25 protein-coding genes are annotated in these 26,975 nt (G+C 69.1%); 10 read left to right on the plus strand and 15 right to left on the minus strand.

Annotation, left to right across the window (positions count from 1 at the left end; all coding sequences use genetic code 11):
- Positions 1–76: 76 nt before the first annotated feature.
- Positions 77–1,150, plus strand: coding sequence for an efflux RND transporter periplasmic adaptor subunit (locus F620_RS0108250; protein WP_019570184.1), 1,074 nt, complete (start codon positions 77–79; stop codon positions 1,148–1,150).
- Positions 1,147–4,278, plus strand: coding sequence for an efflux RND transporter permease subunit (locus F620_RS0108255; protein WP_019570185.1), 3,132 nt, complete (start codon positions 1,147–1,149; stop codon positions 4,276–4,278). Before F620_RS0108250 ends, F620_RS0108255 begins: the two co-directional genes overlap by 4 nt.
- A 292-nt stretch (positions 4,279–4,570) precedes the next feature.
- Here F620_RS0108255 and F620_RS0108260 read toward each other — a convergent pair whose 3' ends face one another.
- Together F620_RS0108260 and msrB are read right to left on the minus strand one after the other, a co-directional pair.
- The gene (locus F620_RS0108260) at positions 4,571–5,455 is read right to left on the minus strand and encodes a rhodanese-like domain-containing protein (RefSeq protein WP_018869153.1); all 885 of its coding nucleotides are present in this window, start codon (positions 5,453–5,455) and stop codon (positions 4,571–4,573) included.
- A gap of 44 nt (positions 5,456–5,499) precedes the next feature.
- Complete coding sequence (gene msrB, locus F620_RS0108265) at positions 5,500–5,925, minus strand: peptide-methionine (R)-S-oxide reductase MsrB (RefSeq protein ID WP_019570186.1); 426 nt, start codon at positions 5,923–5,925, stop codon at positions 5,500–5,502.
- Positions 5,926–6,002: 77 nt separating this feature from the next.
- Between msrB and F620_RS0108270 the strand changes: the two genes are divergently transcribed.
- The 3 genes from F620_RS0108270 to F620_RS0108280 all read left to right on the plus strand — a co-directional run bounded on the left by F620_RS0108270 (position 6,003) and on the right by F620_RS0108280 (position 10,857).
- Positions 6,003–7,091, plus strand: coding sequence for an EAL domain-containing protein (locus tag F620_RS0108270; protein WP_026331369.1), 1,089 nt, complete (start codon positions 6,003–6,005; stop codon positions 7,089–7,091).
- A 191-nt stretch (positions 7,092–7,282) separates the two neighbouring features.
- A complete protein-coding gene (locus F620_RS0108275; RefSeq protein ID WP_018946654.1) occupies positions 7,283–8,680 on the plus strand; it encodes a glycoside hydrolase 100 family protein in 1,398 nt (465 codons plus the stop codon).
- Positions 8,677–10,857, plus strand: a complete 2,181-nt coding sequence (locus F620_RS0108280) for an HAD-IIB family hydrolase (protein ID WP_019570188.1) — start codon at positions 8,677–8,679, stop codon at positions 10,855–10,857. Before F620_RS0108275 ends, F620_RS0108280 begins: the two co-directional genes overlap by 4 nt.
- A gap of 2 nt (positions 10,858–10,859) precedes the next feature.
- Here F620_RS0108280 and F620_RS0108285 read toward each other — a convergent pair whose 3' ends face one another.
- The gene (locus F620_RS0108285) at positions 10,860–11,621 is read right to left on the minus strand and encodes a sulfite exporter TauE/SafE family protein (RefSeq protein WP_019570189.1); all 762 of its coding nucleotides are present in this window, start codon (positions 11,619–11,621) and stop codon (positions 10,860–10,862) included.
- 16 nt (positions 11,622–11,637) lie between these two features.
- On the opposite strand from F620_RS0108285, the gene F620_RS0108290 reads away from it, so the two are divergent.
- A complete protein-coding gene (locus F620_RS0108290; RefSeq protein ID WP_019570190.1) occupies positions 11,638–12,288 on the plus strand; it encodes a DUF4124 domain-containing protein in 651 nt (216 codons plus the stop codon).
- Between the two features lie 37 nt (positions 12,289–12,325).
- On the opposite strand, the gene argB is transcribed toward F620_RS0108290, so the two are convergent.
- The 3 genes from argB to coaBC all read right to left on the minus strand — a co-directional run bounded on the left by argB (position 12,326) and on the right by coaBC (position 14,975).
- Entirely contained in the window at positions 12,326–13,189 is an 864-nt protein-coding gene (gene argB, locus F620_RS0108295) for an acetylglutamate kinase (protein WP_019570191.1), read from the minus strand.
- Between the two features lie 64 nt (positions 13,190–13,253).
- Positions 13,254–13,715, minus strand: coding sequence for a dUTP diphosphatase (dut, locus tag F620_RS0108300; protein WP_019570192.1), 462 nt, complete (start codon positions 13,713–13,715; stop codon positions 13,254–13,256).
- 3 nt (positions 13,716–13,718) lie between these two features.
- A complete protein-coding gene (coaBC, locus tag F620_RS0108305; protein WP_019570193.1) occupies positions 13,719–14,975 on the minus strand; it encodes a bifunctional phosphopantothenoylcysteine decarboxylase/phosphopantothenate--cysteine ligase CoaBC in 1,257 nt (418 codons plus the stop codon).
- Between the two features lie 95 nt (positions 14,976–15,070).
- On the opposite strand from coaBC, the gene radC reads away from it, so the two are divergent.
- The 3 genes from radC to F620_RS0108320 all read left to right on the plus strand — a co-directional run bounded on the left by radC (position 15,071) and on the right by F620_RS0108320 (position 16,404).
- On the plus strand, positions 15,071–15,742 hold the full coding sequence (gene radC / locus F620_RS0108310; protein WP_019570194.1) for a DNA repair protein RadC: 672 nt from the start codon (positions 15,071–15,073) through the stop codon (positions 15,740–15,742).
- 102 nt (positions 15,743–15,844) lie between these two features.
- Positions 15,845–16,042: a type II toxin-antitoxin system VapB family antitoxin gene (locus F620_RS0108315; protein WP_019570195.1), complete on the plus strand. Its 198-nt coding sequence runs from the start codon at positions 15,845–15,847 to the stop codon at positions 16,040–16,042.
- Positions 16,039–16,404, plus strand: a complete 366-nt coding sequence (locus tag F620_RS0108320) for a type II toxin-antitoxin system VapC family toxin (protein WP_019570196.1) — start codon at positions 16,039–16,041, stop codon at positions 16,402–16,404. Before F620_RS0108315 ends, F620_RS0108320 begins: the two co-directional genes overlap by 4 nt.
- Positions 16,405–16,410: 6 nt before the next feature.
- On the opposite strand, the gene bioF is transcribed toward F620_RS0108320, so the two are convergent.
- The 3 genes from bioF to F620_RS0108335 form a co-directional block, all read right to left on the minus strand.
- Complete coding sequence (gene bioF, locus F620_RS0108325; protein WP_019570197.1) at positions 16,411–17,595, minus strand: 8-amino-7-oxononanoate synthase; 1,185 nt, start codon at positions 17,593–17,595, stop codon at positions 16,411–16,413.
- 64 nt (positions 17,596–17,659) lie between these two features.
- Complete coding sequence (gene bioB / locus F620_RS0108330) at positions 17,660–18,658, minus strand: biotin synthase BioB (protein ID WP_019570198.1); 999 nt, start codon at positions 18,656–18,658, stop codon at positions 17,660–17,662.
- Positions 18,655–19,113 (minus strand): hypothetical protein, encoded by a 459-nt coding sequence (locus F620_RS0108335; protein ID WP_019570199.1) that lies wholly within the window; start codon positions 19,111–19,113, stop codon positions 18,655–18,657. The genes bioB and F620_RS0108335 overlap by 4 nt, the downstream gene beginning before the upstream one ends.
- 76 nt (positions 19,114–19,189) lie before the next feature.
- On the opposite strand from F620_RS0108335, the gene F620_RS0108340 reads away from it, so the two are divergent.
- On the plus strand, positions 19,190–19,900 hold the full coding sequence (locus F620_RS0108340; RefSeq protein ID WP_018869169.1) for a ComF family protein: 711 nt from the start codon (positions 19,190–19,192) through the stop codon (positions 19,898–19,900).
- A 31-nt stretch (positions 19,901–19,931) separates the two neighbouring features.
- On the opposite strand, the gene ubiA is transcribed toward F620_RS0108340, so the two are convergent.
- From ubiA to F620_RS0108370, 6 genes are read right to left on the minus strand one after another with little or no spacing between them, the layout of a single operon-like run.
- A complete protein-coding gene (ubiA, locus tag F620_RS0108345) occupies positions 19,932–20,807 on the minus strand; it encodes a 4-hydroxybenzoate octaprenyltransferase (protein ID WP_019570200.1) in 876 nt (291 codons plus the stop codon).
- A 12-nt stretch (positions 20,808–20,819) separates the two neighbouring features.
- Complete coding sequence (gene aroE, locus F620_RS0108350; protein ID WP_019570201.1) at positions 20,820–21,662, minus strand: shikimate dehydrogenase; 843 nt, start codon at positions 21,660–21,662, stop codon at positions 20,820–20,822.
- Positions 21,659–22,675: a porphobilinogen synthase gene (hemB, locus tag F620_RS0108355; RefSeq protein WP_019570202.1), complete on the minus strand. Its 1,017-nt coding sequence runs from the start codon at positions 22,673–22,675 to the stop codon at positions 21,659–21,661. The genes aroE and hemB overlap by 4 nt, the downstream gene beginning before the upstream one ends.
- Before the next feature lie 26 nt (positions 22,676–22,701).
- A complete protein-coding gene (hemF, locus tag F620_RS0108360) occupies positions 22,702–23,631 on the minus strand; it encodes an oxygen-dependent coproporphyrinogen oxidase (RefSeq protein WP_019570203.1) in 930 nt (309 codons plus the stop codon).
- 11 nt (positions 23,632–23,642) lie between these two features.
- A complete protein-coding gene (locus F620_RS0108365; RefSeq protein ID WP_019570204.1) occupies positions 23,643–24,209 on the minus strand; it encodes an L-threonylcarbamoyladenylate synthase in 567 nt (188 codons plus the stop codon).
- 31 nt (positions 24,210–24,240) lie between these two features.
- Entirely contained in the window at positions 24,241–26,925 is a 2,685-nt protein-coding gene (locus tag F620_RS0108370; RefSeq protein ID WP_019570205.1) for a DNA topoisomerase I, read from the minus strand.
- Positions 26,926–26,975 lie beyond the last annotated feature (50 nt).

Below are 26,975 nucleotides of genomic sequence, written 5' to 3' on the forward strand. Positions count from 1 at the left end.
GTCGGTTGGTCATGTACAGGCACCCGCCTGCCGGGCGGCCCTGCCCCGCGGGTGGCGTGATGAAAGGAGTCCATTGGTGAAGGCAAGCGGGATCATCGGCGGCATCCTCGTCCTCGCCCTGGCGGCGGGCGGGGCGTGGTGGCTGCAGCAGCAGGACGATGCCGGGGCCGCGCGCGCGACCCTGCCGGCCTCCGGCGAGCGTGACGAACGCACGCCGGTGCGCGTCAGCGAGGTGGCGCCGCGCGAGTTCGAGACCGTGATCGAGGCGCTGGGCACGGTCGCCGCGCGCGAGTCGGTCACGGTGCGTGCGCCGGTGACCGCGCGGGTGGAATCACTGGAGTTCGAGGACGGCGACCGCGTCGAAGCGGGTGATGTCCTGGTGGAGCTGCGCGCGGAGGAGGAGCGCGCGCGCCGTGACGAGGCCCGCGTGAGGGTCGAGGAGGCCAGCCGCGAGCTGGCGCGGGTGCGCGACCGGGTGGAAGACGGCATCGTGACCCGCCAGGAGGTCGACCAGCAGGCCTCGCGCCTGGCCGAGGCCCGGGCCGCGCTGGCCGCGGCCACGGCGCAGGTGGAGGACCGCACCATCCGCGCGCCCTTCACCGGCACCCTGGGCCTGCGCGAGGTGAGCCCCGGGGCCATGGTCACGCCGGACACCGCGCTGGTGGAACTGGACGATATCCGCACGGTACGCCTGGACTTCCCGGTGCCGGAGCGCTTTGCCGGGGCCGTCGAACTGGGCATGCCGGTCACCGGGCACAGCGCGGTCGGCGATTTCGCGGCCGACGTGACCGCACTGAGCAACCGCATCGACGCGGCCACGCGCACCCTGAACGTGCGCGCGGTGGCCGACAACCCGGATGAACGCCTGCGTCCGGGCATGCTCGCCACGGTGCGCCTGGCGCTGGACCCGCAGCAGGCGCCGGCGGTGCCCGAGGGCGCGGTGGTGCAGACCGCCGACCAGCACTTCGTGTTCCGCCTGCAGGAGGATGAAACGGTCAGTCGCGACCGCATCCGCATCGGTCGCCGCGCGCCCGGATGGGTGGAGGTGCTGGACGGCGTCGAAACCGGCGACACGGTGGTCTCCGAGGGCGTTTCGCGGGTGCGTGACGGCATGACCGTGCGCGTGCTGGAGTCCGGAGACGACGGATGATCCTCTCGGATGTCGCCAATCGCCGGCCGGTCCTGGCGATCGTCTTCAACCTGCTGCTGGTGACCTTCGGCCTGATTGCCTGGGATCAGCTGCCGCTGCGCGAATACCCCGACGTCGACCCGCCGGTGGTCACGGTGGACACCAACTATCCCGGCGGCAGCGCGGAGATCATCGAGCGCGAGGTGACCCAGCGCCTGGAGGACCGCATCGCCGGCGTGGAGGGTATCCGCTACATGGAGTCCTCCAGCGACGACGGGCGCTCGCGCATCACCATCGAATTCGGTCTGGACCGCGACATCGACGCCGCCGCCAACGACGTGCGCGAGGCGGTCAGCCGGGCGCAGCGCAATCTGCCCGACGAGGTCGAACCGCCGCGCATCACCAAGGCGGATTCGGATTCCTCCCCCATACTCTGGCTCAACCTCTCCAGCGATCGCATGAACGCGCTGGAGCTGGCGGACTATGCCGACCGCAATCTGGTCGATCGACTGTCGGTGGTGGACGGCGTGGCTCTGGTGCGGCTGGGCGGGGCGCGCAGCTACGCGATGCGCATCTGGATCGACCGCGAGGCGCTGGCAGCGCGCGACCTGACCGTGCTCGAGATCCAGGACGCGCTGGAGCGCGAGAACGTGGAACTGCCGGCCGGGCGGCTGGATTCCGACGAGCGCGAGTTCCGTGTGCGCATCGACCGCAGCTACCGCACGCCCGGAGACTTCGAGAACCTGGTTCTGCGCCGCGGCGCGGACGGTCAGCTGGTACGCCTCGGCGACGTGGCGGCGGTCAACATCGGCGCGGACACCGAGCGCACCGAGTTCCGCGGCAACGGCGAGGACATGATCGGGCTGGGCATTATCCGCCAGTCCAACGCCAACGTGCTGGAGGTCGCCAGTGCGGTGAAGGCACTGGCCGCCGACCTGGAAGGCAGCCTGCCGGAGGGGACCTCGCTGGTCCCCACCTACGACGAATCGGTGTTCATCGAGGGGGCGTTGCAGGAGGTCTACGTGACCCTGGGCGTCGCGACCCTGGCGGTGGTCGCGGTGATCTACCTGTTCCTCGGCAGCTGGCGCGCCACGCTGATCCCGGCGGTGACCGTGCCGGTGGCCCTGACCGCGGCCTTCATCGGCATCAACCTGTTCGGCTTCTCGGTGAACCTGCTGACCCTGCTCGCGCTGGTGCTGGCGGTGGGCCTGGTGGTGGACGACGCCATCGTGATGCTGGAGAACATCCATCGGCGCATCGAGCGCGGCGAGCCCGGGCTGCTGGCCGCCTGGCGCGGGGCACGTCAGGTCGGTTTCGCGATCGTCGCCACCACCTCGGTGCTGGTGGCGGTGTTCGTGCCGCTGGCCTTCCTCGACGGCATGGTCGGGCGGCTGTTCGCCGAGTTCGCGATCGCGATGGCGATCGCCGTGGTGTTTTCCAGCATCGTGGCGCTGACCCTGGCGCCGGTGCTCTCCGGGCGCCTGATGCACAAGGGCGACGACGAGACCGGCGCGGCGCGCATGGTGGGCCGGGTATTTGGCGCTATCGAGGCCGGCTACGGGAAGCTGCTCTCCGGCGGGCTGCGCGTGTCCTGGCTGGTGGTCCCGCTGCTGGGCGGGGTGCTGGCCGGGGCCTGGTACCTGTTCGACAGCCTCCCCGAAGAATTCGCGCCGGAGGAAGATCGCGGCGCGTTCTTCGTGATGGTGGACGGGCCCGAGGGAGCGAGCTTCGACTACATGAGCCGGCAAATGGCCGAGGTGGAAGAGCGTCTGCAGCCGCTGATGAGCGAGGAAGGCGGGCCGATCCGGCGCGCGCTGGTGCGTACCCCGCGCGGGTTCGGCGGGGTGGAGACGGTCAACGACGGCTTCGTCATCGCGATCCTCGAGCACTGGGAGGACCGCGAACCTTCCGGGCGCGAGGTGATGAACTGGATCGAGGACAGCATCGGCGAGATGCCGGGCGTGCAGGCGCGCGCGGTGATGCGCCAGGGGCTCAGCACCGGTGCGCCCGGGCCACCCGTACAGTTCGTGATCTCCGGGCCCGACTTCGAGACCCTGGAAGAATGGGGCAACGCGGTGCTGGACGAGGTGCGTGACGTGGACGGCCTGCGCAACCTGCGTCTGGACTACGAGCCGACCCAGCCGCAGCTGAGCGTGTCGGTGGACCGCGACCGCGCCGGGGACCTGGGCATCTCCATGCGCGACATCGGCCGCACGCTGGACATCCTGCTGGGTGGCCGGGCGGTGACCCGCTGGCAGGACCGCGGTGAGGAATACGACGTGATTCTGGAGGGGTTGACCGATCAGCGGCGCACCACCGAGGCCATCGACAACATCCATCTGCGTGCCGAGTCCGGCGAGCTGGTGCCGCTGTCCAGCGTGGTGCGCTACGAGGAGCGTGCCGGGCCGGCGTCGCTGTCGCGCTACAACCGCGGCCGGGCAGTGACCCTGCAGGGCGGCGTGGGCGGCGAGCTGACGCTGGGCGAGGCGCTGGAGGTCCTGGATGCGGCGGCCGAACGGGTGCTGCCGGAGGAGGCCCGCATCGACTACAAGGGCCAGTCGCTGGATCTGCGCGAGGGCTCGGAGGCGATCCTGTTCGTGTTCGCGCTGGCGCTGCTGGTGGTGTTCCTGGTGCTCGCCGCGCAGTTCGAGAGTTTCGTGCACCCGTTCGTGATCATGCTGACCGTGCCCCTGGCGGTGGTGGGCGCCTTGCTGGGGCTCAGCCTGACCGGGCAGACGCTGAACATCTACAGCCAGATCGGGATCGTGATGCTGATCGGGCTGGCGGCGAAGAACGGCATCCTGATCGTGGAGTTCGCCAACCAGCTGCGCGATCGTGGCCGCGAGTTCCGCGATGCCGTGATCGAGGCCGGACGCCTGCGCTTGCGCCCCGTGCTGATGACCGCGCTGACCACCGTGGCCGGCTCCATCCCGCTGATCCTGGCCTCCGGCCCGGGCGAGGAGACCCGTTTCGTGATCGGGGTCGCGGTGTTCTCCGGCGTGCTGTTCGCCACCGTGTTCACCCTGTTCGTCATTCCGGCCACCTACTACCTGATCGCCCGCGGCACGACCTCCCCACTGGCCACCACACGGCGGCTGGAGTCACTGGATGAGGAGGTCCGGGACGTCGACGGCGAAACCCGCCGGTAGGAGGCCGGCCCCCCGGCCGATGGCGGCGACGGGTCGGCCCCGGCCGTCGGGGCACCGGATGGAGCCTGATCGGTAGGAGGCCAGCCCCCTGGCCGATGTCGGCGGTAAGCCAGCCCCGGTCGTCGGGGCATCGGATGGGCCTGCTCGGCGAGGGGGCTCGCCTCCTACAAGGGGGGGTGTCGATGGGTGCCCGTTGGGTAGGAGGCCGGCCCTCCGGCCGATGTCGGCGGTGGACCGGCCCCGGTCGTCGGGACACCGGATGGCCTGATCGGTGCGCTACCCGGAAGCGGGGCTATTGCAGCACTTCCTCCTGGAAGCCCTTGAAGCCGCCTTCCATGAAGTAGTAATCCTCGATCCCGTATTCTTCCAGGGTGTACTGGAACGCCTTGATTTCGTGTCCGGTGATGTCATACACGAGCAGCGGGGCGTCGGAGTCGCGGGCCTGTTCCAGGTAATCCTCCAGGGCTTCGGTGTCCCCCGCCGGGATGTTGGTCTCGGAATTGAGGAACAGGCCGACCTGGTCCTGTTCGAACGGGCGCCGGATGTCCAGCACCCGGGCATTGTCGCGCTGCGCGCGCTCGGAGAACTCCATCGGCGGCAACAGGCGCTCGCGGAATTCGTTGAAGTCGATCAGATCGGCCCGTTCGATCGGCGCCTCCCCGAACAGGGCGGTGTCCTCGGGGTAATGCTCGGCCCAGTCGAAGATGCCGTAATCCATGGCCATGGCGTCGTCGAAGCCGGCGGCCTTCATGCGTTCCACGGCCTGATAGCTCATGAAGCAGGTATGGCCCCGGCAATAGAAGGCGACCGGCTTGTCCGGGTCCTCTTCGTGGATCTCGAGCACCTTGTCGACGAAGTCCTCGTCGTCGATGCTCACGTGCCGTGCGCCGTCGATACGCAGGGTGTCGTATTCGTAGCGCGTGCGCACGTCGATGACGTGGACCTCGTCGCGGGCGTATTTCGCCGCCAGCTCCTCGAGATCCAGGGCGTCCACGTAGAAATAGATGGAGCGTCCCGGCGGTTCATACCCCTCGGCCTCGGGATCGAGTTCCATGTCACCGGGCTCTGCGGTGTCTCCGGTGCTGGCGGCAGCCTGACCGGAGAGTGCCAGCAGGCCGGCGGAGAACAGGGCGAGAGTAAGGCGAGAGGGCTTGAAAAACATGGCGAACTGCTCCATGAAAGGTCGACTGTTCCCACTCTAGACCCTTCAGCGTGTGGTTTCTACTCCGGGCCGTTTCCTTCGTGTGGCCGGAATGCCAGGACCGCGGAATTGATGCAGTAGCGCAGTCCCGTGGGCGGCGGACCGTCCGGAAAGACATGCCCCAGGTGCGAGTCGCAGGCGGCGCAGCGTACTTCGGTCCGCTCCATGCCCAGCGAGGCGTCGCGGTGTTCGGAAACGGCTTCGGTGGTGACCGGCGCGGTGTAGCTGGGCCACCCGCTGCCGGAATCGAATTTCGCCGTGCTGTCGAACAGCGTCGCGCCGCACACCGCGCAGTGATAACGCCCGGAGGCCTTGTGGTCATGGTATTCGCCGGTGAACGGCGGCTCGGTGCCCGCCTGGCGGGCGATGCGGTACTGCTCCGGGGTGAGGCGCCGGCGCAGTTCGTCTTCGTCGACAGGGGTGTCGGGATGCGGGCGGTTGCTCATGTCACTGCCTCTGCGGTAATTCGTGTTATCTTGCGAGTCGGGTCCACCAGCGAATGGCCACGGGCGAGGAAATCATATTGAGCTGTCCGGACTGTGAACGCATCAACGTCCTTCCGACCGGTGCGGGGACTCTCTACCTCGCGCCGGTGCTGGCGCATACCCGTGCCACTCTGCGCCAGCGGCTGATCGAGGAGCGCTTTCCCTGCAGCGAACCGGCTTCGGGGATCCTGGCGGTGGCGGTGGATCCGGAGCACGATCTGGGGGTGACCCTGTCGCGTCTCGACGAGGCCCTGAGCCATTCGGAGCAGAACGGGTGCCGCGCGACCTTCGTGCCCGAGGGCGAACGATTCGGCGTGGAGCACCTGCAGGACACGCGTCTGCTGTCCACGCTGATCGCCCGGCACAACGCGCGCGATCTGGCGGCCATCCTCGCCAGTGATGCCCTGGACTTTCATTTCCAGCCCATCGTGCACGCGGCCCGGCCGGATCAGGTGTTCGCCTGGGAGGCGCTGGTGCGGGCCAGCTCGCCGGCGGGGGAGTTGATCCCGCCGAACATCCTGTTCGATCAGGCACGGGCGGCGGAGATGATGTTCCACCTCGATCGCGCGGCGCGCATCAATGCGATCCGCCGTGCGACCGAGCGCGGCATCCGCGACCAGCTGTTCATCAACTTCAATCCCACCGCGATCTATGACCCGGCGTTCTGTCTCGAAACAACGGTGCGCGAGATCCGCGGCATCGCGCCCGATGTCCCCGCTCCCGCGGGCTTCGTGTTCGAAGTGATCGAGAGCGACCAGATCACCGACACCGAACACCTGCGGCGCATCATCGATCGCTATCGCAACGCCGGTTTCCGGGTCGCCCTGGACGATCTCGGTGCGGGCTATGCGTCGCTCAACCTGCTGTCGCAGCTGCGACCGGATTTCGTGAAGATCGACCGCGAACTGGTCCGCGGCATCGACGCCGACGAATATCAGCAGAAGATCCTCGGCAAGATCATCGAGCTGGCGCGCGAGCTGGACATTCGTATCGTGGCCGAGGGCATCGAGACCCCGGAGGAGTGGCGCTGGCTGAAGGACCGGGTCGACTACTGCCAGGGGTTCCTGTTCGCCCGCCCGGCGGCCGAACCGCCGGCGCCGGTACATCCCGATCCCGGGGCGCCGTAGGAGGCCGGCCCTCCGGCCGATGTCGGCGGGAGGTTGGCTCCGGCCGTCGGGGCACGGAACGGGCCTGATCGGCGAGAGGGCTCGCCGCCTACGGCGGGGCGGTTGGTGCATGGTCGGCAGGGGGTCGGCCTCCTGCGGATTGTGCAGGCGCCGATGTGCACATCGGACCGGGCTTCACTAAACTGAGGACCATGACGACTCTGCCGCATGATGCCCGCAATCCCACGCTGGAAGCGGCCGCCCAGCTGCTGCGCGACGCCGAGGTGCGCTATCAGGGGCGCACCGTCGGCACGGTGGCCAGCCTCGACAGCCGCGCCCCGGCGGAAAACTATGCCGACTGCTTCATCCGTGACTTCGTGCCCTCGGGGCTGGTCTATCTGCTGCACGACGAACCCGAGGTGGTGCGCGATTTCCTCGGCCTGATCCTGCGCATCCGCGATACCCAGGAGGAGATCGAGGGTCACCGTCGCCTGCCCCGGGTGATGCCGGCCAGCTTCCGCGTGGTGACCGACCCGAAGGGGCGCGAGACCCTGGCCGCCGATTTCGGTGACCGCGCGATCGGCCGCGTGGCTCCGGTAGACTCGATGATGTGGTGGGTGCTGCTGGCGCGGGCCTACCAGAACCGGACCGGTGACCACGAGTTCATCAAGTCGCCGGACGTGCAGCGCGGCATCCGGTTGATCCTCAGCATCTGCCTGCAGGACCGCTTCGAGGTCTTCCCGACCCTGCTGGTGCCGGACGGCAGTTTCATGATCGACCGGCGCATGGGGGTGTACGGGCATCCGCTGGAGATCCAGGCGCTGTTCTACGGCATGCTCAAGGCCGCGCTGGCGATGCTCGAGCCCTGCGATACGGACTCCGAGCAGCTGTGTGAACAGTCCGCGATCCGTGCCCGCCAGCTGGCCGACTATATCCGCCACTACTACTGGCTGGACCTGGAGCGGCTGAACGCCATCCATCGCTATCGCACCGAGCATTTCGGCCACGAATCCGAGAACGCGCTCAACATCTATCCCGAGAGCATCCCCGACTGGCTGGTGGACTGGATCCCCTCGGAGAGTGGTTATCTGGTCGGCAACCTGGGGCCGGGGCGCATGGATTTCCGTTTCTTCAGTTTCGGCAATCTGCTGGCGGTGCTGTTCGGGCTGGCGGACGAACACGAGTCACGCCTGATCATGCAGACCTTCGAGCAGCGGTTCGAGGACCTGATCGGTACCATGCCGGTCAAGATCTGCTACCCCGCGATGATGGGCGAGGAATGGCGCCTGCTCACCGGGTCCGACCCGAAGAATACCCCCTGGTCGTATCACAACGGCGGCAACTGGCCGGCGCTGCTGTGGGCCTTTACCGGGGCGGCGATGCGCGTCGGGCGGCCGGATCTCGCCCGCAGCGTGCATGCGGTGGCGGCCGAGCGGCTCCACCGGGATGACTGGCCGGAATACTATGACGGGCGCCATGGCCGCCTGATCGGGCGCCGGGCGAACTATCGCCAGACCTGGTCGGCGACCGCGGTGCTGCTGTCCCAGGCGATGATCGATAACCCCGAAACCCTGTCACTGTTCGACAGTCCGGAGCCGGAGACCCCATGAAAAAGACTCAGAGCAAGGCCCGTCAGGGCGAAGGCCTTTATCTTGTTCTGATCAGCGTGCATGGCCTCATCCGGGGCGAAAACCTGGAACTCGGACGCGACGCCGATACCGGCGGCCAGACCCTTTACGTGGTCGAGCTGGCGCGTGCCCTGGCGCGAAATCCGCAGGTCGGACGGGTGGACCTGCTGACCCGGCGCGTGGTCGACAGCCGGGTCGACGACGACTATGCCGAACCGGTGGAGGATCTGGACGATGGTGCCCATATCGTGCGCCTGGACAGCGGCCCGAAGCGCTACCTGCGCAAGGAAAAGCTCTGGCCGTATCTCGACTGCTTCGCCGACAACGCCCTGGCGCATATTCGCCGGGTGGGTCTGCGCCCGGACGTGGTCCACGGCCATTACGCCGATGCCGGGCAAGTCGCGGTGCGGCTGTCCAATCTGCTGGGCGTGCCCATGCTGCAGACCGGGCATTCCCTGGGGCGGGTCAAGCGGGAGCGCCTGCGCGAGGGCGGGCTGTCGGATGCCGACATCGAAGCGCGCTACAACATCTCCACCCGCATCCATGCCGAGGAAGAGGCGCTGGCGCACGCCCACCGGGTGATCGCCAGCACCCGTCAGGAGGTGGACGAGCAGTACGCCACCTACGACAACTACCAGCCCGAGCGCATGGAGGTGATCCCGCCGGGGACCGACCTCGAACGCTTCCACCCGCCGAAACGTGGTGAACGCAAACCGCCGATCTGGGCCGAGATCCGGCGTTTCCTGCAAAAGCCCGACCGGCCGCTGATCATGGCGCTGTCGCGCGCCGACGAGCGCAAGAATATCCGCAGTCTGGTGGATGCCTATGCCGGCAACGAATGGCTGCGCGAGAACGCCAACCTGCTGATCGTGGCCGGCAACCGCGACGACATCCGCGATCTGGAAAAGGGCGCGCGCGAGGTGCTCACGGATCTGCTGCTGCGCATCGACCGCCACGACCTGTATGGCAAGGTGGCCTACCCCAAGCACCACGGCTCGGACGATGTTCCCGATCTCTACCGCCTGGTGGCGGCCACCCGCGGGGTATTCGTGAATCCCGCCCTGACCGAGCCGTTCGGCCTGACTCTGATCGAGGCGGCGGCCAGCGGCGCCCCCATCGTCGCCACCAACGACGGCGGCCCCGACGAGATCGTCTCGCGCTGCCACAATGGCCTGCTGATCGACCCGCTGGATCCCGAGGGGATCGCCGACGCCATCCAGGCGATCCTCGCCGATCGCCCGCGCTGGCAGCGTTATTCGCGCGACGGGCTCAAGGGCGTGCGCAAGCACTATTCCTGGGACGGGCACGCGGAGAAATACGTGCGCCTGCTGCGCTCGCTGTCGCGCGAGGTGCGTCAGGTGCGGCACGAACAGCGCCAGGTCTCCGGTCGCCTGGCGAACGTGGACCGCGCGGTGATCACCGACATCGACAACACCCTGCTGGGCGACACGAAGGCGACCCGGGCGTTTGTCGCCTGGCTGCGGCGCAACCGCAAGCGGGTGGCCTTCGGCGTGGCTACCGGGCGCCGCATCGATTCCGCCGCCGCGGTGCTGGAGGAACACGGCGTGCCGATGCCGGACGTCTGGATCACCTCGGTGGGCAGCGAGATCCACTACGGGTCCGAACAGACCCCGGATCGTGGCTGGGCCCGGCATATCAGCCATCGCTGGGAACCCGATCGCCTGCGCGAGGAACTGGACGGCGAGCCCGGGCTGGTGCGCCAGCCGGACATCGACCAGCGCTCGCACAAGGTCAGCTATTTCGTCGAACCGCCCGGCAGCATCGACGTGGAGGCGATCGAGACCCGGCTGTACCGGGCCGATCTGCATGCCCACGTGATCTATTCCCACGAACGCTTCCTGGACCTGCTCCCGGTGCGGGCATCCAAGGGGCTGGCGGTGCGCTACTTCGCCGACAAGTGGGGCATCCCGCTGGAGCATGTACTGGTCGCCGGTGATTCGGGCAACGACGAGGACATGCTGCGCGGGCGCCTGCTGGGGGTGGTGGTGGGCAATCATCAGCCCGAGCTGCAGTCCCTGCGTGGCTTCAAGCGGATCTTTTTCGCCCGTGCCACGCATGCCCGCGGCATCCTCGAGGGGATCGAGCACTTCGATCTGCTCAACCGCTGCGACGTGCCCGGCAACGGCCAGACCTGCTGAAGTTACGGGACCGGCAGCAGCAGCGCGATGCCGGTGAGGACCGTCACCACCTCGAACGCCCGTTTGACCAGGCGGTTGCCGTAGCGGATCGCCAGCGTGGCGCCCAGATAACCGCCGATGAAGCTGCCGAGGAGCAGCGCCGGCAGCCAGTCCCACTGCACCGTGCCGAAGGTGCCCAGCATCAGGGCGCCGGCGCCATTCCACACCAGCCCCACCAGCACCATGGTGTAGCCGACGGCCTCGGTGTAGCTCATGCCGTACCAGCGCACCAGCCACAGCGTGACCATCAGCCCGGTGCCGGAGGCCAGCGAGCCGTTGAGTGCGCCGATCACGAACAGCCCGGCGGCACCGATCAGGGCGTGGTTGAGGCTGTCGGAGGTGACCCGGCGCTTCTGTCCCAGCTGCGGGCGCCGCCAGGAATACCACCCCAGGGCGACGGTCAGCAGGCCCAGGGCGATCTCCCCGGCGCGTGGCGGGATCTCCAGCACCAGCCAGGCCCCCAGCAGTACGCCCGGTACGCCGGCCCCCAAGATGACCCCTAGTCGAGCCGGGGAAAATGTGCTTTCCTTCACATGTCGCAGGCCGGCGCCCGCCCCCAGGGCCACCGTGGCGAACTTGTGAGTCGCCAGGGCCACCGGGTAGGGCAGGCCGAGGAAGATCAGGGCCGGGAGCTGCAAGAGCCCCGCGCCGCCGCCCGCCAGCGCGGAGAAGCCGTTGGCGATGAGGGCCACGAGCGCGAGCCCGAGATGCTCGAGGATGGACATGAGAGTAAGCGGACCAATGTACGGGAACGGGATGGCTGTCGGGGTGCTGCTCGGCGCGCTGGCCATGCTGCTGGCCATGTCGGTGGCACCGGCGGTGGCCGGCGACATCCATCGCTGGGTGGATGATGACGGCACGGTACGTTTTTCGGACAAGCCGAGGCCGGAATCCAGCGACCGCGAGCGGCAAGTGTACGACCGCCAGGGCTTCGTGCGCGAGGTGGTGCCGGCCCCGCCCACCGCCGAGGAACGCGAGGCCGCGGCCGAGGAACGCCGGCGCGCCGAGCAGGCGCAGGAGTCGGGTGAGGGTGCCGCCCGCGACCAGGCGGCCCGCAAGCGTCAGCTGGAGCGCGCCTACGATTCGCTTGCCGAGATCGAGTCCCTGCGTGAGCGGCGCATCGCCGCGCTGGAGAACAATATCCGCGTGAGCGAACGTCAGGCCCGGATTCTGGAGCGCGAACGCGACCGCATCGAACGCCAGCAGGCCCGCAATCCGGACAGCGCCGCGCTGCGGGCGCGCTACGCCGACGAGCTGGAGGACGTGCAGGGGCGGCTGGATCGCGAACGGGCCTACCAGGAACGCCAGCAGGCCCGTATCGACGAGATGAACGCGCAGTTCGACGCGGACGCCGAAGACTACCGCGAACTGGTCCTGGAAGAGGAGGACTGAGCGCGCCGCACCGTGCCGTGCCCGGGCGCGGAGCGGGTCAGCGGCTGATCAGGGTGCCCACGCCCTCGTCGGTCAGCAGCTCCAGCAGGACTGCGTGTTCCACCCGGCCGTCGACGATGTGGGTGGCGTTGACGCCGCTGCGCACCGCATCCAGGGCACAGCGGATCTTGGGGATCATGCCGCCATGGATGGTCCCGTCACGGATCATCTCGTCCACCTGCGGCGCGGCGAGCTTCGGCAGCAGCGTGCCGGTACCGTCCAGCACCCCGGGGGTGTTGGTCAGCAGGAACAGCTTCTCCGCATCCAGTACCACCGCGAGCTTTTCCGCCGCGGTATCGGCGTTGATGTTGTAGGCGCGCCCCTCGCGGTCGAAGCCGATGGGGGCGATCACCGGGATGAAGCTGCTGTGGTCGAGGGTATGCACGATGGCCGGATCGACGCCTTCCACCTGACCGACATGGCCCAGATCCACGTCGGGGTCCTCGCCGCGCAGCGGCGTGGCGCGGATCATCTGCCCGTCCTTGCCGGTCAGGCCCACCGCGCGACCGCCGTAGCGGTTGATCAGTGAAACGATCTCCTGGTTGACGATCCCGCCCAGGACCATCTGCACCACGTCCATGGTCTCGCGGTCGGTCACCCGCAGGCCGTCGACGAACTCCGATTTCTTGCCGAGGCGGTCCAGCAGATCACCGATCTGCGGGCCGCCGCCGTGGACCACCACCGGGTTCACGCCCACCTGCTTGAGCAGCACGATGTCGCGCGCGAAGCTCGCCTTCAGGTGGTCTTCGGTCATGGCGTTGCCGCCGTACTTGATGACGATGGTCTTGCCTGCGAAACGCTGGATGTAGGGCAGCGCCTCGATCAGGACATGGGCGACGGAATGGGCGGTGTCGGTGTCCATGGCTGGGGGTCCGGTTGACGTTCGGGGGCGGAGTTTATCACCCGGCGTTGCGGGCTGGTGTCGATCAGCGCTGGCCGGATGAACCGAAGCCGCCGGCGCCGCGCTCGCTTTGCTCGAAGTCATCGACCACGCGGAACCGCGGCTGCAGTACCGGCACGATGACCAGCTGCGCGATGCGGTCGCCGACGTCGATGGAGATCGGTGCATTACTGCGGTTCCAGGCGGAGACCATCAGCGGGCCCTGGTAGTCGGCGTCGATCAGTCCCACCAGGTTGCCCAGCACCAGGCCCTTCTTGTGGCCCAGGCCCGAGCGCGGGAGGATCATGCCGGCGTAGCCCGGGTCGGCGATGTGCACCGCCAGCCCGGTGGGCAGCAGCTCGGCTTCGCCCGGGGCCAGGTTCAGCGGTTCTTCCAGCATGGCGCGCAGATCCACGCCGGCGGAGCCCTCGGTGGCGGGTGCGGGCAGCGGGAAGTCCGTGCCCATGCGCGGATCAAGGACCTTCAGATCGATTTCCGGGGCGGGCATGCGTCAGTTTCCTTGGGTCGGAGAGGGGTTGGCCGGGTGCGTCTGCAGGCGCTCGGCGATCAGGGTGATCAGTTCGCGGGCCAGGCGGTCCTTGGGCTGGCGTGGCAGTTCGCGTTCGCCGTCGGGCCACAGGCACAGCAGGCTGTTGTCGCCGTGGCCGAAGCCCCGGCCGCCGTCCACGCGGTTGGCGGCGACCAGATCCAGGCCCTTGGCGACGAGCTTGTCGCGGGCGTATTCCCGCAGATTGCCGGTCTCGGCGGCGAATCCGACCAGCAGCGGCCGCGCTGCAAGTCCGTCGACCCGCCGGGCGACGTCGGCGAGGATGTCCGGGGTGCGTTCCAGTTCCAGCGTCAGGTCTTCGCGGGTCTTTTTCAGCTTCTGCGCGGCCGGGGTGGCGGGCCGGTAGTCGGCCACCGCGGCGGTGGCGATGAACACCTCCGTGCCCTCCAGCGCCTCCAGCACCGCCGCATGCATCTCCGCCGCCGTCTCCACCGCGTGGGCCTGTACGCCGGGCGGTACCGCCAGCTCGCAGGGACCGTGCACCAGGGTGACCCGGGCGCCGGCATCGTGCGCGGCGGCGGCCACGGCAAACCCCATGCGTCCGGAGCTGCGGTTGCCGAGGTAGCGTACCGGGTCCACCGGTTCGCGGGTCGGCCCGGCGGTGATCAGGACACGCCGGCCCTGCAGCGGGCCGGGGGTTGTATCCAGCAGGGCGGAAGTGATGGTCGCGGGTTCCGCCATGCGTCCGGCGCCCTGCTCGCCACAGGCCTGCTCGCCGCTGTCCGGCCCGACGAACCGCACGCCGCGCTCGCGCAGGGTGGCGTGGTTGGCACGCGTGGCCGGGTGTTCCCACATGCGGTGGTTCATCGCCGGGGCCAGGGTGACCGGGGCGGTGGTGGCCAGCAGCAGGGTGGTCAGCAGGTCGTCCGCCAGCCCCTGGGCCATGCGCGCCATCAGGTCGGCGCTGGCGGGGGCGACCACGACGTGGTCGGCCCAGCGCGCCAGGGCGATGTGGTCCATCCCCGACTCCGCTTCGGCGTCCAGCAGATGGGTGCGCACCGGCTCGCCGGACAGCGCCTGGAAGGTCAGCGGGGTGACGAAGGCCTGCGCCCCCGCCGTCATCACCACGCGCACCGCGCAGCCGCGGCGGCGCAGCTCGCGCACCAGCTCGCAGGCCTTGTACGCCGCGATGCCGCCGCTGACCCCCACCAGGATGCGTGGCACGCCGGAGTCCCCGTCGCTGCAGGTCGTTTCGTTCATTCGGTAGATTCTAACAGCGGGTCCGCCGTCGCGGCTTGCGCGCGCTGGCCGGGCGGGGCAGGATCGAACCGGATACGGACCACAGGGAGGTGGACATGGCCATCACGGACTGGCCGGCGGGCGAGCGCCCGCGCGAGAAACTGCTGGAACGCGGTGCCGCCGCGCTGTCGGATGCCGAACTGCTGGCGATCTTCCTGCGCACCGGCGTGACCGGCAAGAGCGCGGTGGATGTCGCGCGCGACCTGCTGTCCCGCTTCGGGGGGCTGCGCCCGCTGCTGCAGGCCGACGAGGCCGGGTTCTGCGCGGCACCGGGGCTGGGGCAGGCCAAGTACGCCCAGCTGCAGGCCGTGCTGGAGATGGGCCGTCGGCATCTGGAGGCGGATCTGGAGCGCGGCGAGGCGCTGACCTCGCCGAGTGCGACCCGCCGGTTCCTGAGCGCCCGCCTGCGCGACTACCCGTTTGAAGTCTTCGGCGCCCTGTTCCTCGACAACCGGCACCGGGTGCTGGCGTTCGAGGAGCTGTTCCGCGGCACCATCGACGGTGCCAGCGTGCACCCGCGCGAGGTGGTGCGGCGGGTACTGCACCACAACGCCGCCGCGGTCATCCTCGCCCACAACCATCCTTCCGGCGTGGCCGAGCCCTCGCGCTCGGATGCGCTGATCACCCGGCGGCTGAGCGAGGCCCTGTCGCTGATCGACGTGCGCCTGCTGGATCACCTGATCATCGGCGATACCGCCGTGTCGCTGGCCGAACGCGGCGAGCTGTGAGCGGGCCCGAGAAGATGTGTATGTATCGATCGTCATCGAGTGGTGTATTATCGGTGCATCGACGAACGCGGCCGGTCCGGCCGGAGTCGCGGGAGAGGAGCCATGCGGACAACGATCAACATCGACGACGAGTTGCTGGAAGAAGCGCGTCGCATGACGGGGGTGACCGAGAAGACGGTCCTCGTCCGGGAAGGCCTGCGGGCGCTGGTGGAACGCGAGAGCGCCCGTCGCCTCGCGCAACTGGGCGGCAGCGAGCCCGACCTGGAGGCGGTTCCCCGCCGGCGTCCGATGGCGGAATGATCCTCGTCGATACTTCGGTATGGATCGATCATCTGCGCGAGGGGGAGCCGGAACTGGAGGTTCTGCTCCATGAATCGCGGGTGCTGGTGCATGCCTTCGTGATCGGCGAGCTCGCGTGCGGAAATCTGCGCAACCGGAGCGAGATCCTGCGGCTGCTGGGGGATCTTCCGCACGCGACCCGGGCAACGGACGAGGAGGTGCTCGCGTGCATCGAGGCCCGCGAATTGATGGGTCGCGGTATCGGGTATGCCGATGCCCATCTGCTTGCTTCCGGTTTGCTGACGCCGGGCACGCGTCTGTGGACCCGGGATCGACGGCTGCATCGGGCGGCCGCCGACCTGGGGATTGCCCGCGGCGCCTGACGAGGCTCAACCTTCGGGGCTGGCGTGGAGGGCGCGCTCGAGTGCGTTCAGCAGGGCGTCGACCTGGGCTTCCCTGTGAGCGGCGGACAGGGTGATGCGCAGGCGGGCCTGGCCCTCGGGGACCGTGGGCGGGCGAATGGCGGGAACCAGGAAGCCGGCCTGCTGCAGGCGCTCGGCGATGGCCGTGGCGCGCGCCGCATCGCCCAGGATCACCGGCTGGATGGGCGTGTCCGGTGGCGGGTGAGGCAGGCCCAGGGTATCCAGCCCGGCGCCCAGACGCCGGATCAGGGCGCCCAGATGATCGCGGCGGTCGCCGGCGGCCTCGGCGATGCGAACGGACGCCAGGGTGGCGGCGGCCAGCGCGGCGGGCATCGCCGTGGTGTAGATATACGGGCGTGCGGTCTGGATCAGGGTCTCGATCAGCGCCTCGCTGCCGGCGACGAAGGCCCCGGCGGTGCCGAAGCCCTTGCCCAGGGTGCCCATCAGGATCGGTACGTCGCCGGCATCCAGGCCGAAATGCTGGCAGCTGCCGCCCCCGGTCTCGCCGAGCACGGTGAAGCCGTGGGCGTCGTCCACCATCAGCCAGGCGTCGAACTCGCGGGCCAGCGCGGCCAGCTGCGGCAGCGGCGCGATGTCGCCGTCCATGGAGAAGACCCCGTCGGTGACGATCAGCCGGTGGCCGTTGGCAGGCGCGCGCTCCAGACGCTGGCGCAGATGTTCGGGGTCGGCGTGGCGGTAGCGCTGGCTGCGCGCGCCGGACAGGCGCACGGCGTCGATCAGCGAGGCGTGGTTCCAGCGGTCCTCGAACACCGTGTCGTGGCGCCCGACCAGCGTCTGCACCAGCGCGAGGTTGGCCATGTAGCCGGTGGAGAAGACCAGTGCCCGCTCGCGCCCGGTGAAACGCGCCAGCGCCTGTTCCAGCTCGGCATGGGCCCGCGTGTGGCCGTTGATCAGGTGGGCGGCCCCGGCGCCGGTGGCGTATGCGTCCAGGGCCTCGCGGGCGGCCGCGCTGACCGCCGGATCGGCGGCCAGGCCCAGGTAGTCGTTGGAGCAGAAGGCGACGACGCGGCGGCCGTCGATGATCTGCTCCGGCTGCTGCGGCCCCTCCAGCGTGCGCAGGCGCCGCCACAGTCCGGCCTCGCGGACGGTCTCGAGGCGCTGCTGGAGGAAGCGGTGCAGGGAGTCGCTCATGCCCGGCCGGGGATGCTGGCAGGCGGGAGGCGTCCGCCCCGGGGTGCCGGGCGGACGCCTGGCCTCATGCGCTGCGCGCGGCGGGTTCGGCGGCGTCCTCGCCAGTATGACCGTCGGCGGTCTCCGGCTGCAGGCCGAGGCGCTCGAACAGGGCGAGGTCGTGGTTCTCGCCGGGGTTCGGGGTGGTCAGCAGGGTGTCGCCGTAGAACAGCGAGTTGGCCCCGGCGAGGAAGCACAGGGCCTGCATCTCGTCGGACATCTCGGTGCGCCCGGCGGACAGCCGCACGTAGGAGGCGGGCATCACGATGCGGGCGACCGCGATGGTGCGCACGAACTCCAGCGGATCAATGTTCTCCACGTCCTGCAGCGGGGTGCCCTCGACCTGGATCAGCTGATTGATCGGTACCGATTCCGGGTGCTTCGGCAGGTTGGCCATCTGCTGCAGCATGCGCGCGCGGTCACGGCGCGACTCGCCCATGCCGAGGATGCCGCCGCAGCAGACGTTCATGCCGGCCTCGCGCACGTGCTCCAGGGTCTCCAGCCGATCCTGATAGGTGCGGGTGGAGATGATGTGGCCGTAGAACTCCGGCGAGGTGTCGAGGTTGTGGTTGTAGTAGTCCAGCCCCGCCTCGGACAGGCGACGGGCCTGCTCGGCCTTCAGCATGCCGAGGGTCATGCAGGTCTCCAGCCCCTCGTCCTTGACCGCGCGCACCATCTCGATCACGCGTTCCAGGTTCTTGTCGGTGGGGTTGCGCCAGGCGGCCCCCATGCAGAAGCGGGTCGCGCCCTGGGCGCGGGCGTTACGCGCCGCCTCGACGACCTCCTCCACCGGCAGCAGGCGTTCGCGTTCCAGTTCGACCTCGTGGTGGGCGCTCTGCGGGCAGTAGGCGCAGTCCTCGGGGCAGGCCCCGGTCTTGATCGACAGCAGCGTGCTGACCTGCACCGCATTGGGGTCGAAATGTTCCCGATGGGCGGTCTGTGCGCGGAAGATCAGGTCGTTCAGCGGCAGATCCAGCAGGGTTTCGACTTCCTCGGTGGTCCAGTCGTGGCGCAGCTCGCTCATAGGTGGTGCTCCTGGTCGGCCTCGGCCGGGACTTCGATGTCCGACCATGGCTCGCGATAGATGGTGTAGAGGGCATACAGCGACCACGGCAGCAGGATCACCGCGGCCACGGCCCAGTACGCGCGATAGTAGTCGATGTCGGGCGGGAAGAAGGTTGCCACTACGATCAGCGCGCCCATCAGGGCGTACAGCCGGTAGGCGGCCCACTGGGTGTGGTGCCCCACGCGCGGGTCGGGGTGATGCTTGTTCAGGGCATAGACGACCATGGAGCCCCCGAACCAGAGGATCAGCGGGACGATCCCCACGATCGCCGCGATGATGAAGCCCACGCCGACCCCGTCGCCGCCGACGAGGAACAGGGGGATACCGGCCACGCTGATGACGATGACGTTCCCGATGTCGAACAGCGATGCCGCCCGCCGCGATCGGCGTCCGGAGATGGTCTTCGTTTCCATGAGCTATCCTGCCGGTAAAAGGTCGGAGTTTAGCATCATGGCACGCGGCCCTTCATGGATGACGGGGAAAGCGGGAATGCGGGTACGGCGCTGGCTGGAGGGGCCGTTTCCGTCGGCCTGCGGGCTTTGCGGGGCCGGCGTTGGTCCGGGCGATGCCCTGTGCGCGGGCTGTCTGGCGGAACTGGAACGGGTGGTGGCCCCCTGTCCGCGCTGTGGCGAGCCGGACACCGTGGCGGGTCCGTGTCCCCGGTGTCGGGATCGCGACCCGCGGCTGGCGGCACTGCATGCCCCGTGGCGCTATACCTGGCCGCTGGATCGCCTGATTCTCGCGCGCAAGCATGCCGATGACGCGACCGCGGCACGCGTGCTCCGGGAGCTGGCCCGGCGCGCGGCCGACGAGCTGGCGGATGCACAACATGGCACGGACCCGGGGCCGGATTGTGTGGTCCCGGTGCCGCTGCATCCCGAGCGTTACCGCGAGCGTGGCTTCAATCAGGCCCTGGAACTGGCGCGCGAAGTGGCGCGGGTGCTGGAGGCGCCGCTGGCGTCGCGGCTGGTGGTCCGGGTGCGTGCCACCGAGTCGCAGCAGGGGCTGGGGCGGCGCGAACGCCGTCGCAACGTGGCACGCGCCTTTGCCCTGAGACCCGGCGCGGAGCTGCCGCCGGCGGCCCGTGTGCTGCTGGTGGATGACGTGGCGACCACCGGAGCCACGCTGGATGCGCTGGCGGAGGCCCTGTATGCGGCGGGGGCGGCGCGGGTGGAGGCGCTGACGCTCGCGCGGGCCTGAGGTGCGTCGTTCGCGGGGCGCGATTTGCGGCTCAGGCGGCCGCTCGCCACAGGTGGTCGCCGATCATCGCCAGCATCACCACCGCGCCGAGATAATGATTGTTCCTGAACGCCCGCAGGCAGTCGACCGGCTGGCGATCGGCGATCAGGAACTGCTGGTAGAACATCAGCGCGGCGACCACCGCCAGCCCGGCCATGTAGACCCCGCCGAACTCCAGATTGCGTCCCAGCAGGGACAGGCCGATCCAGACCATCACCTGGAGCGCCCCGGTGATGGCGCGGTCCAGCTCGCCGAAGGCGATGGCGGTGGATTTCACCCCGATCTTCAGGTCGTCCTCGCGGTCGACCATGCCGTAGAAGGTGTCGTAGACCGTGGTCCATGCGAGGGTGATCACGAACAGCAGCCAGGCCTCCGGCGGCGGCAGTTCGTTGTTGACCGCGGTAAAGGCCATGGGCACCGCCCAGGCGAACGCCGCGCCCAGATGCACCTGCGGGAAATGGTGGAAACGCTTGGAGAACGGATAGGTGCCCGCGAGCAGCACCGCCACCACCGAGAACGCGATGGTCAGCGGGTTGGTGAACAGCACCAGCACGAAGGCCGCCAGGCACAGCGCCGCGAACACCGCCAGGGCCTCGCGCGGGGTGATGCTGCCGATCGCCAGCGGGCGGTCGCGGGTGCGCGTGACATGGGCGTCGAAATGGCGGTCGGCATAGTCGTTGATCGCGCAGCCGGCCGAGCGCATCAGGGTGACCCCGGCGACGAAGATGAACAGCAGATGCCAGGGTGGCAGGCCGTCGGCGGCGATCCACAACGCCCACAGCGTCGGCCACAGCAGCAGGTAGATGCCCACCGGCCGGTCCAGCCGGGTCAGGCGGGCGTACTCGTACAGGCGCTCGCGCGGGGTCATGGCCGGGGCGGGTCAGTCGGCGGCTTCGTGGCGCAGGGTCGCCAGTACCGGTCCGGTTTCGGGGTGCACCCCGCGCCAGATTGCGAAGGCCTCGGCGGCCTGTTCCACCAGCATGCCCAGACCGTCGCTGCTGAGTGCGCAGCCGTTCGCCTCGGCCCAGTCGAGAAAGCGCAGCGCGGCCGGGCCGTAGACCAGGTCGTAGGCCGTGGTCCGCGGACCGACCAGCCCCGCGGGCAGCTCCAGCGCATCCTCGGACAGCCCGGCGGCGGTGGCGTTGAGGATCAGATCGAACGGGCCGTCCGGCAGGGCGTCCAGGGCGCAGGCCTCCAGGCGGGTGTCGCCGGCGAGATCGGCGAAGTCGTGGGCGAGGCCCTCGGCCCGGGCCGGGGTGCGGTTGGCGATCATCAGCTTGGAGGGTCGGCGTTCCAGCAGCGGCTGCAGGATGCCGCGGGTGGCGCCGCCGGCCCCCAGGATCAGGATGCTTCGACCGGTCAGTTCGCAGCCGAGGCGGTCTTCCAGATCGCGCAGCAGGCCGACGCCGTCGGTGTTGTCGCCATGGATGCGGCCGTCGTCGCCGGTCCACAGGGTGTTGGCGGCCCCGGCGCGGCGGGCGCGGTCGGAGAGGACGGCCGCGAGCTGGCAGGCGTCTTCCTTGAACGGGACGGTCACGTTGACGCCGCGCAGCTCCCCGGCCAGCCAGCCGCCAACCTCTTCGGCGAACTGCCCCGGGGTGCCGCGGCGTGCCTCGTAGGTCATCGCCTGCCCGGTCTGTTCGGCGAACAGGGTGTGGATGCGCGGCGACAGGGAATGATGGATCGGGTTGCCCACCACCGCGTAGCGATCGGGACGGCTCATGACGCGGCGTCCTCCGCCAGCCATTCGGCCGCCGCGCGGGCGTAGTAGGTGAGGATGCCGTCGGCCCCGGCGCGCTTCATGCCGGTCAGGGCCTCCAGCACGCAGGCGCGTTCGTCCAGCCAGCCGCGTTCGGCGGCGGCCTTGAGCATCGCGTATTCCCCGGACACGTGGTAGACGAAGGTCGGGCGCTGAAAGCGCTCGCGGATGCGGTGGACCACGTCGAGATACGGCATGCCCGGCTTGATCATCACCATATCGGCACCCTCCGCCAGATCGGCGGCCACCTCGTGGATCGCCTCCTCGCCGTTGGCCGGATCCATCTGGTAGGTCTCCTTGCTGCCGCGGCCGAGGTTGCCGGCCGAGCCCACCGCGTCGCGGAACGGGCCGTAGAAGGCCGAGGCGTACTTGGCCGAGTAGGCGAGGATGCGCGTGTGGACCTGGCCGTCGTCTTCCAGCGCGCTGCGGATGGCGCCGATGCGGCCGTCCATCATGTCCGAGGGCGCGACCACGTCGGCGCCGGCCGCGGCATGCGAACGCGCCTGGCGCACCAGGGCCTCCACGGTGATGTCGTTCACCACATAGCCGTCGTCATCGATGATGCCGTCCTGGCCGTGGGTGGTGAACGGGTCCAGGGCCACGTCGGTGATCACGCCCAGATCCGGAAGCTCGGCCTTCAGCGCGCGAACCGCGCGCTGGGCGAGGCCCTCCGGGTTCCATGCCTCGGCGGCGTCCAGGCTCTTCTTCTGCACCGGGACCACCGGGAACAGGGCCAGGGCCGGGATGCCCAGGCGGTGGCCGGCGGCAGCGTCGACCAGCAGCTGGTCAATGGAGACCCGCTCCACGCCGGGCATCGAGGGCACCGGTTCGCGGACCCCTTCGCCTTCGGTCACGAACACCGGCAGGATCAGGTCGTCGGCGCTCAGGCGATGCTCGCGCATCAGCCGCCGGGAGAAGGCATCCCGGCGCATGCGGCGCGGACGGCTGGCGGGATAGGGGGCGATGGGGGCGGTCATATGTGCGCGTCCTCGATCGGGGTTGCTCACTCGGCCTCGGTCAGCCAGTCGCGGGGCACCAGGTAGCGCTCGTAGAGTTCGGCCTCCGGGGTGCCGGCTTCCGGCCGGTAGTTGTATTCCCAGCGCACCAGCGGGGGCAGCGACATCAGGATGGACTCGGTGCGCCCGCCGGACTGCAGTCCGAACAGGGTACCCCGGTCGTAGACCAGATTGAACTCCACGTAGCGCCCGCGGCGGTAGAGCTGGAACTGGCGTTCGCGCTCGCCCCAGTCAATGTCGCGGCGGCGGCGCACGATGGGGGCATAGGCCTCGAGGTAGGCGTCGCCCACGCTCTTCATGTAGCCGAAGGCGTGCTCGAAGCCGCCTTCGTTGAAGTCGTCGAAGAACAGCCCGCCGATGCCGCGCGGTTCCCCGCGGTGCTTGAGGAAGAAGTAGTCGTCGCACCACTTCTTGTGCTCGGGGTAGAGGTGCTCGCCGAACGGCCGGCAGGCGGCCTCGGCGGTGCGATGCCAGTGGAAGCAGTCCTCGTCGAAGCCGTAGTAGGGCGTCAGGTCGAAGCCGCCACCGAACCACCACACCGGATCCTCGCCCGGTTTTTCTGCGACGAAGATCCGCACGTTGGCGTGCGAGGTGGGCACATAGGGATTGTGCGGGTGGATCACCAGCGAGACCCCGGCGGCCTGGAACGAGCGCCCGGCGAGTTCCGGGCGGTGGGCGGTGGCCGAGGCCGGCAGGGTGTCGCCCATCACGTGCGAGAAGTTGACCCCGGCCTGTTCGAAGGTCGCGCCGCCGGACAGTACCCGAGTGCGCCCGCCACCGCCGGCCGGGCGGTCCCAGGCGTCCTCGTGGAAACCGGCCTCGCCGTCGAGTTCCTCGATGCCGGCACAGATGCGGTCCTGCAGCCCCCGCAGGTATTCGGTTACGCGATCGATGGAGACGTCGTCTTCGCGGGCCATGTGGGCTCCTCTCAATGATCCGTTTCGGGTTCGGTGTCGCCGCCGCGCAGCCAGGTGCCGGTGCGGGCATCGCGGATGGCGGTGGGCCCGGCCAGGTCGCCACATTCGGCCTGGAGGATGGCATCCACCCCGTCGCCGAAGCGGCGTTCCACGCAGGCGGCATCGGTGCACGGCGGCTCGCCGGCGGGATTGGCGCTGGTGGAGACCAGGGCGCTCTCCACGGCCGCACACAGCTCTCGGGCCGGGGGATGCGCGGTGACGCGTACCGCCAGGGTGTCGTGCTCGCCGCGCAGCAGGGCCGGGCAATCCGGGGTGGCCGGCCACAGCCAGGTGACCGGCCCCGGCCAGCTGGCCTCCACCCGGGCACGCGCATCGGCTTCCAGGGGGGCCAGCCATCCGCCAAGACGCTCCAGGCGGTCGCTGATCAGGATCAGGCCCTTGGCGTCGGGACGGCCTTTCAGGGCCAGGATGCGGCGTACGGCGGCCGGGTCGTCCGGGCGACAGCCCAGACCGAACACCCCTTCGGTGGGGTAGGCCACCACGCCGCCGGCGCGCAGGATGCGCGCCACGGCTTCCACGGAGTTCGTGCGGGTCCCGGGGGCCGGGGTGTCAGCCGGAGTCACGGCCGCTGGCGGTTACGGTATCGCTGGTCGCCGGGGTTTCCCCGGATCCGGTGTCGCCCCCGGATTTGCCCCCCGATTGGCCATCGGACGAGTTGCCACCGGATTTTTTCGTGGCGGCCTTGCCGGAGGACTTGCTGCCCGTCGAGCTCGTTTTCGACTTGCTCGATGTTGTACTCGCGGACTTCGTGCCCGTGGCCTTTGTGCCCGAACCTTTGGCCGTCGATGCCTTCGAACCCGCAGATTTGGAACTCGACGATTTCGACCCCGTGGATTTCGACCCCGTGGCCTTTGCCTTCGACCCGGTCGACTTCGACGCGCTCGAGGCGGTCTTCTTCGCGCCACCCGACTTGCCGGCCGCGGCCTTGCCGCCCTTGCGACCGCGCCCCTTGCGTTCGGGGGCGTTGGCGATCAGTTCCTGGCACTGCTCCAGGGTCAGGGATTTGGGATCGGTCTCCTTGGGCACCTTGGCGTTCTTGTTGCCGTCGGTGACATAGGGGCCGTAGCGACCGTTCAGCACCTGGATGCCTTCGTCGTCGAAGCTCTTGATGAAGCGTTCGGCGTCCTTTTTCTTCTTCTCCGCCACCAGTTCCAGGGCGCGCGGCAGCTCGATGGTCCAGACGTCGTCGTCCGGGCCCAGGGAGACGTACCTGGAACCGTACTTCACGTATGGTCCGAAGCGCCCGATGTTCACCATCACCGGTTCGCCCTCGGGGGTCTCGCCCAGCTCGCGCGGCAGCTTGAACAGCTCCAGCGCCTCTTCGAGGGTGATCTTGTCCATCTTCTGCCCGGGCAGCAGCCCGGCGAAGCGCGGCTTCTCCTCGTCGTCCTTGGTGCCGATCTGCACGATCGGCCCGAAACGGCCCAGGCGCACGCTGACCGGCCGCCCGCTCTTGGGGTCGGTGCCCAGCTCGCGCGACTGTACCGCCTCGGCGCGGGTGACGTTCTCTTCCTTCTCCTTGACCCGGTCGCGGAAGTCGTACCAGAAGTCCTCCAGCACCGGGACCCAGTCCTTTTCCCCGCGCGAGATCGCGTCCAGCTCGTCTTCCAGATTCGCGGTGAAGTCGTAGTCGACGTAGCGATCGAAATGCCGGGTCAGGAAGCTGTTCACGATCCGGCCGGTATCGGTCGGGATGAAGCGCTTGCCGTCCATCTCCACGTATTCGCGCGACTGCAGGGTCGAGATGATGCTGGCATAGGTCGACGGGCGGCCGATGCCGTATTCCTCGAGGGTCTTCACCAGGCTGGCCTCGGTGTAGCGCGGCGGTGGCTCGGTGAAGTGCTGATCGGCGGTGACCTCGTGCAGCGCGACGGTGTCGCCCTCGGCCATCTCCGGCAGGCGCTTGTCCTCGTCGTCGTCCGCGCTGTCGTCGCGGCCTTCCTGGTAGACCGCGATAAACCCGGCGTGGCGCAGAGTGGAACCGGTGGCGCGGAAGCGGTGTTCGTTGTCGCCCGGGACCAGATCGGCGGCCACGGTATCGAAGGTCGCGTGGATCATCTGGCAGGCGACGGTGCGCTTCCAGATCAGGTCGTACAGCCGGGCCTGGTCACTGGTCAGACGGTTGCGGATCTCGTCCGGGATGCGTCGCACCGAGGTCGGGCGGATCGCCTCGTGGGCCTCCTGTGCGTTCTTCGACTTGGTCTTGTACTGGCGCGGGCTGTCCGGGAGGTTGTCGGGCCCGTAGCGCTCTTCGATCAGGCCGCGGGCCTCGCCGATCGCCTCGCCGGCCAGCGCGACCGAGTCGGTTCGCATGTAGGTGATCAGGCCTTCCGCGCCGGAGCCCAGGTCGATGCCCTCGTACAGTTGCTGGGCGGTACGCATGGTGCGGCTGGCATTGAAGCCCAGCTTGCGCGACGCCTCCTGCTGCAGGGTCGAGGTGGTGAACGGCGCGGCCGGGTTGCGACGGCGCTGTTTCTTTTCGACCTTCGCCACGCGCAGTTCGCCGCCTGCGGCCTCGTTCAGGCGGCGTTGTGCATCGTGGGCGAGCTCGGCGCTGTTGAGGTCGAACTGGTTGAGCTTGTTGCCGTCCAGGTGGGTCAGCCGCGCGGTGAACGGCTGGCCATCGCGTTCGGCCTTCGCGTCGAGCGTCCAGTATTCCTGCGGGACGAACGCCTCGATCTCGTCCTCGCGCTCGCAGATCATGCGCAGCGCCGGGCTCTGCACGCGCCCGGCGGACAGTCCGCGCTTGATCTTGCGCCACAGCAGCGGCGAGAGGTTGAAGCCGACCAGGTAGTCCAGCGCGCGGCGCGCCTGCTGGGCGTCGATCAGCGGCTGGGCGAGTTCACGCGGCTGTTCGATCGCCTCCTGGATGGCCTTCTTCGTGATCTCGTGGAACACCACGCGGTAGACGTTGCGGCCTTCCAGCAGGCCGCGTTCGCGCAGGACCTCGTAGAGATGCCAGGAGATCGCCTCGCCTTCGCGGTCGGGGTCGGTCGCGAGGATCAGGTCGTCGGACTTCTTCAGGGCCTTCGCGATCGCGTCGATCTGCTTTTCGCTGCGCTCGATCACGTCGTAGCGCATGCGGAACCCGTCCTCCGGGTCCACTGCCCCCTCCTTGGGCACCAGATCGCGCACATGGCCGTAGGAGGCCATGACCTGATACTCGGGGCCGAGGTACTTCTCGATGGTCTTCCCCTTGGCGGGGGACTCAACAATGACGAGGTGCTTGCTCATGGGGACTCGGGACCGTCTCGGTGGCGGCGGGTTCCGTGGGAGGCGGTGAC

This window comes from Thioalkalivibrio sp. ALE11 (assembly GCF_000381205.1).
Classification (GTDB): Bacteria; Pseudomonadota; Gammaproteobacteria; order Ectothiorhodospirales; family Ectothiorhodospiraceae; genus Thioalkalivibrio.

Excerpts from the sequence above, each read along its gene's own strand:
- ubiA (WP_019570200.1), bottom strand. The coding sequence starts at position 20,807 with ATGACCCCGCGCGAGCGCCTGTACGAGTACGCCCGCCTGACCCGGCTG.
- hemF (WP_019570203.1), bottom strand. The coding sequence starts at position 23,631 with ATGGCCCGCGAAGACGACGTCTCCATCGATCGCGTAACCGAATACCTG.
- F620_RS0108290 (WP_019570190.1), top strand. The coding sequence starts at position 11,638 with ATGTACGGGAACGGGATGGCTGTCGGGGTGCTGCTCGGCGCGCTGGCC.
- F620_RS0108315 (WP_019570195.1), top strand. The coding sequence starts at position 15,845 with ATGCGGACAACGATCAACATCGACGACGAGTTGCTGGAAGAAGCGCGT.
- dut (WP_019570192.1), bottom strand. The coding sequence starts at position 13,715 with ATGCCCGCCCCGGAAATCGATCTGAAGGTCCTTGATCCGCGCATGGGC.
- F620_RS0108275 (WP_018946654.1), top strand. The coding sequence starts at position 7,283 with ATGACGACTCTGCCGCATGATGCCCGCAATCCCACGCTGGAAGCGGCC.
- coaBC (WP_019570193.1), bottom strand. The coding sequence starts at position 14,975 with ATGAACGAAACGACCTGCAGCGACGGGGACTCCGGCGTGCCACGCATC.
- F620_RS0108370 (WP_019570205.1), bottom strand. The coding sequence starts at position 26,925 with ATGAGCAAGCACCTCGTCATTGTTGAGTCCCCCGCCAAGGGGAAGACC.
- F620_RS0108285 (WP_019570189.1), bottom strand. The coding sequence starts at position 11,621 with ATGTCCATCCTCGAGCATCTCGGGCTCGCGCTCGTGGCCCTCATCGCC.
- F620_RS0108335 (WP_019570199.1), bottom strand. The coding sequence starts at position 19,113 with ATGGAAACGAAGACCATCTCCGGACGCCGATCGCGGCGGGCGGCATCG.
- F620_RS0108340 (WP_018869169.1), top strand. The coding sequence starts at position 19,190 with ATGCGGGTACGGCGCTGGCTGGAGGGGCCGTTTCCGTCGGCCTGCGGG.
- aroE (WP_019570201.1), bottom strand. The coding sequence starts at position 21,662 with ATGAGCCGTCCCGATCGCTACGCGGTGGTGGGCAACCCGATCCATCAT.
- F620_RS0108260 (WP_018869153.1), bottom strand. The coding sequence starts at position 5,455 with ATGGAGCAGTTCGCCATGTTTTTCAAGCCCTCTCGCCTTACTCTCGCC.
- F620_RS0108320 (WP_019570196.1), top strand. The coding sequence starts at position 16,039 with ATGATCCTCGTCGATACTTCGGTATGGATCGATCATCTGCGCGAGGGG.
- bioB (WP_019570198.1), bottom strand. The coding sequence starts at position 18,658 with ATGAGCGAGCTGCGCCACGACTGGACCACCGAGGAAGTCGAAACCCTG.
- argB (WP_019570191.1), bottom strand. The coding sequence starts at position 13,189 with ATGGACACCGACACCGCCCATTCCGTCGCCCATGTCCTGATCGAGGCG.
- radC (WP_019570194.1), top strand. The coding sequence starts at position 15,071 with ATGGCCATCACGGACTGGCCGGCGGGCGAGCGCCCGCGCGAGAAACTG.
- msrB (WP_019570186.1), bottom strand. The coding sequence starts at position 5,925 with ATGAGCAACCGCCCGCATCCCGACACCCCTGTCGACGAAGACGAACTG.
- bioF (WP_019570197.1), bottom strand. The coding sequence starts at position 17,595 with ATGAGCGACTCCCTGCACCGCTTCCTCCAGCAGCGCCTCGAGACCGTC.
- F620_RS0108255 (WP_019570185.1), top strand. The coding sequence starts at position 1,147 with ATGATCCTCTCGGATGTCGCCAATCGCCGGCCGGTCCTGGCGATCGTC.
- F620_RS0108280 (WP_019570188.1), top strand. The coding sequence starts at position 8,677 with ATGAAAAAGACTCAGAGCAAGGCCCGTCAGGGCGAAGGCCTTTATCTT.
- hemB (WP_019570202.1), bottom strand. The coding sequence starts at position 22,675 with ATGACCGCCCCCATCGCCCCCTATCCCGCCAGCCGTCCGCGCCGCATG.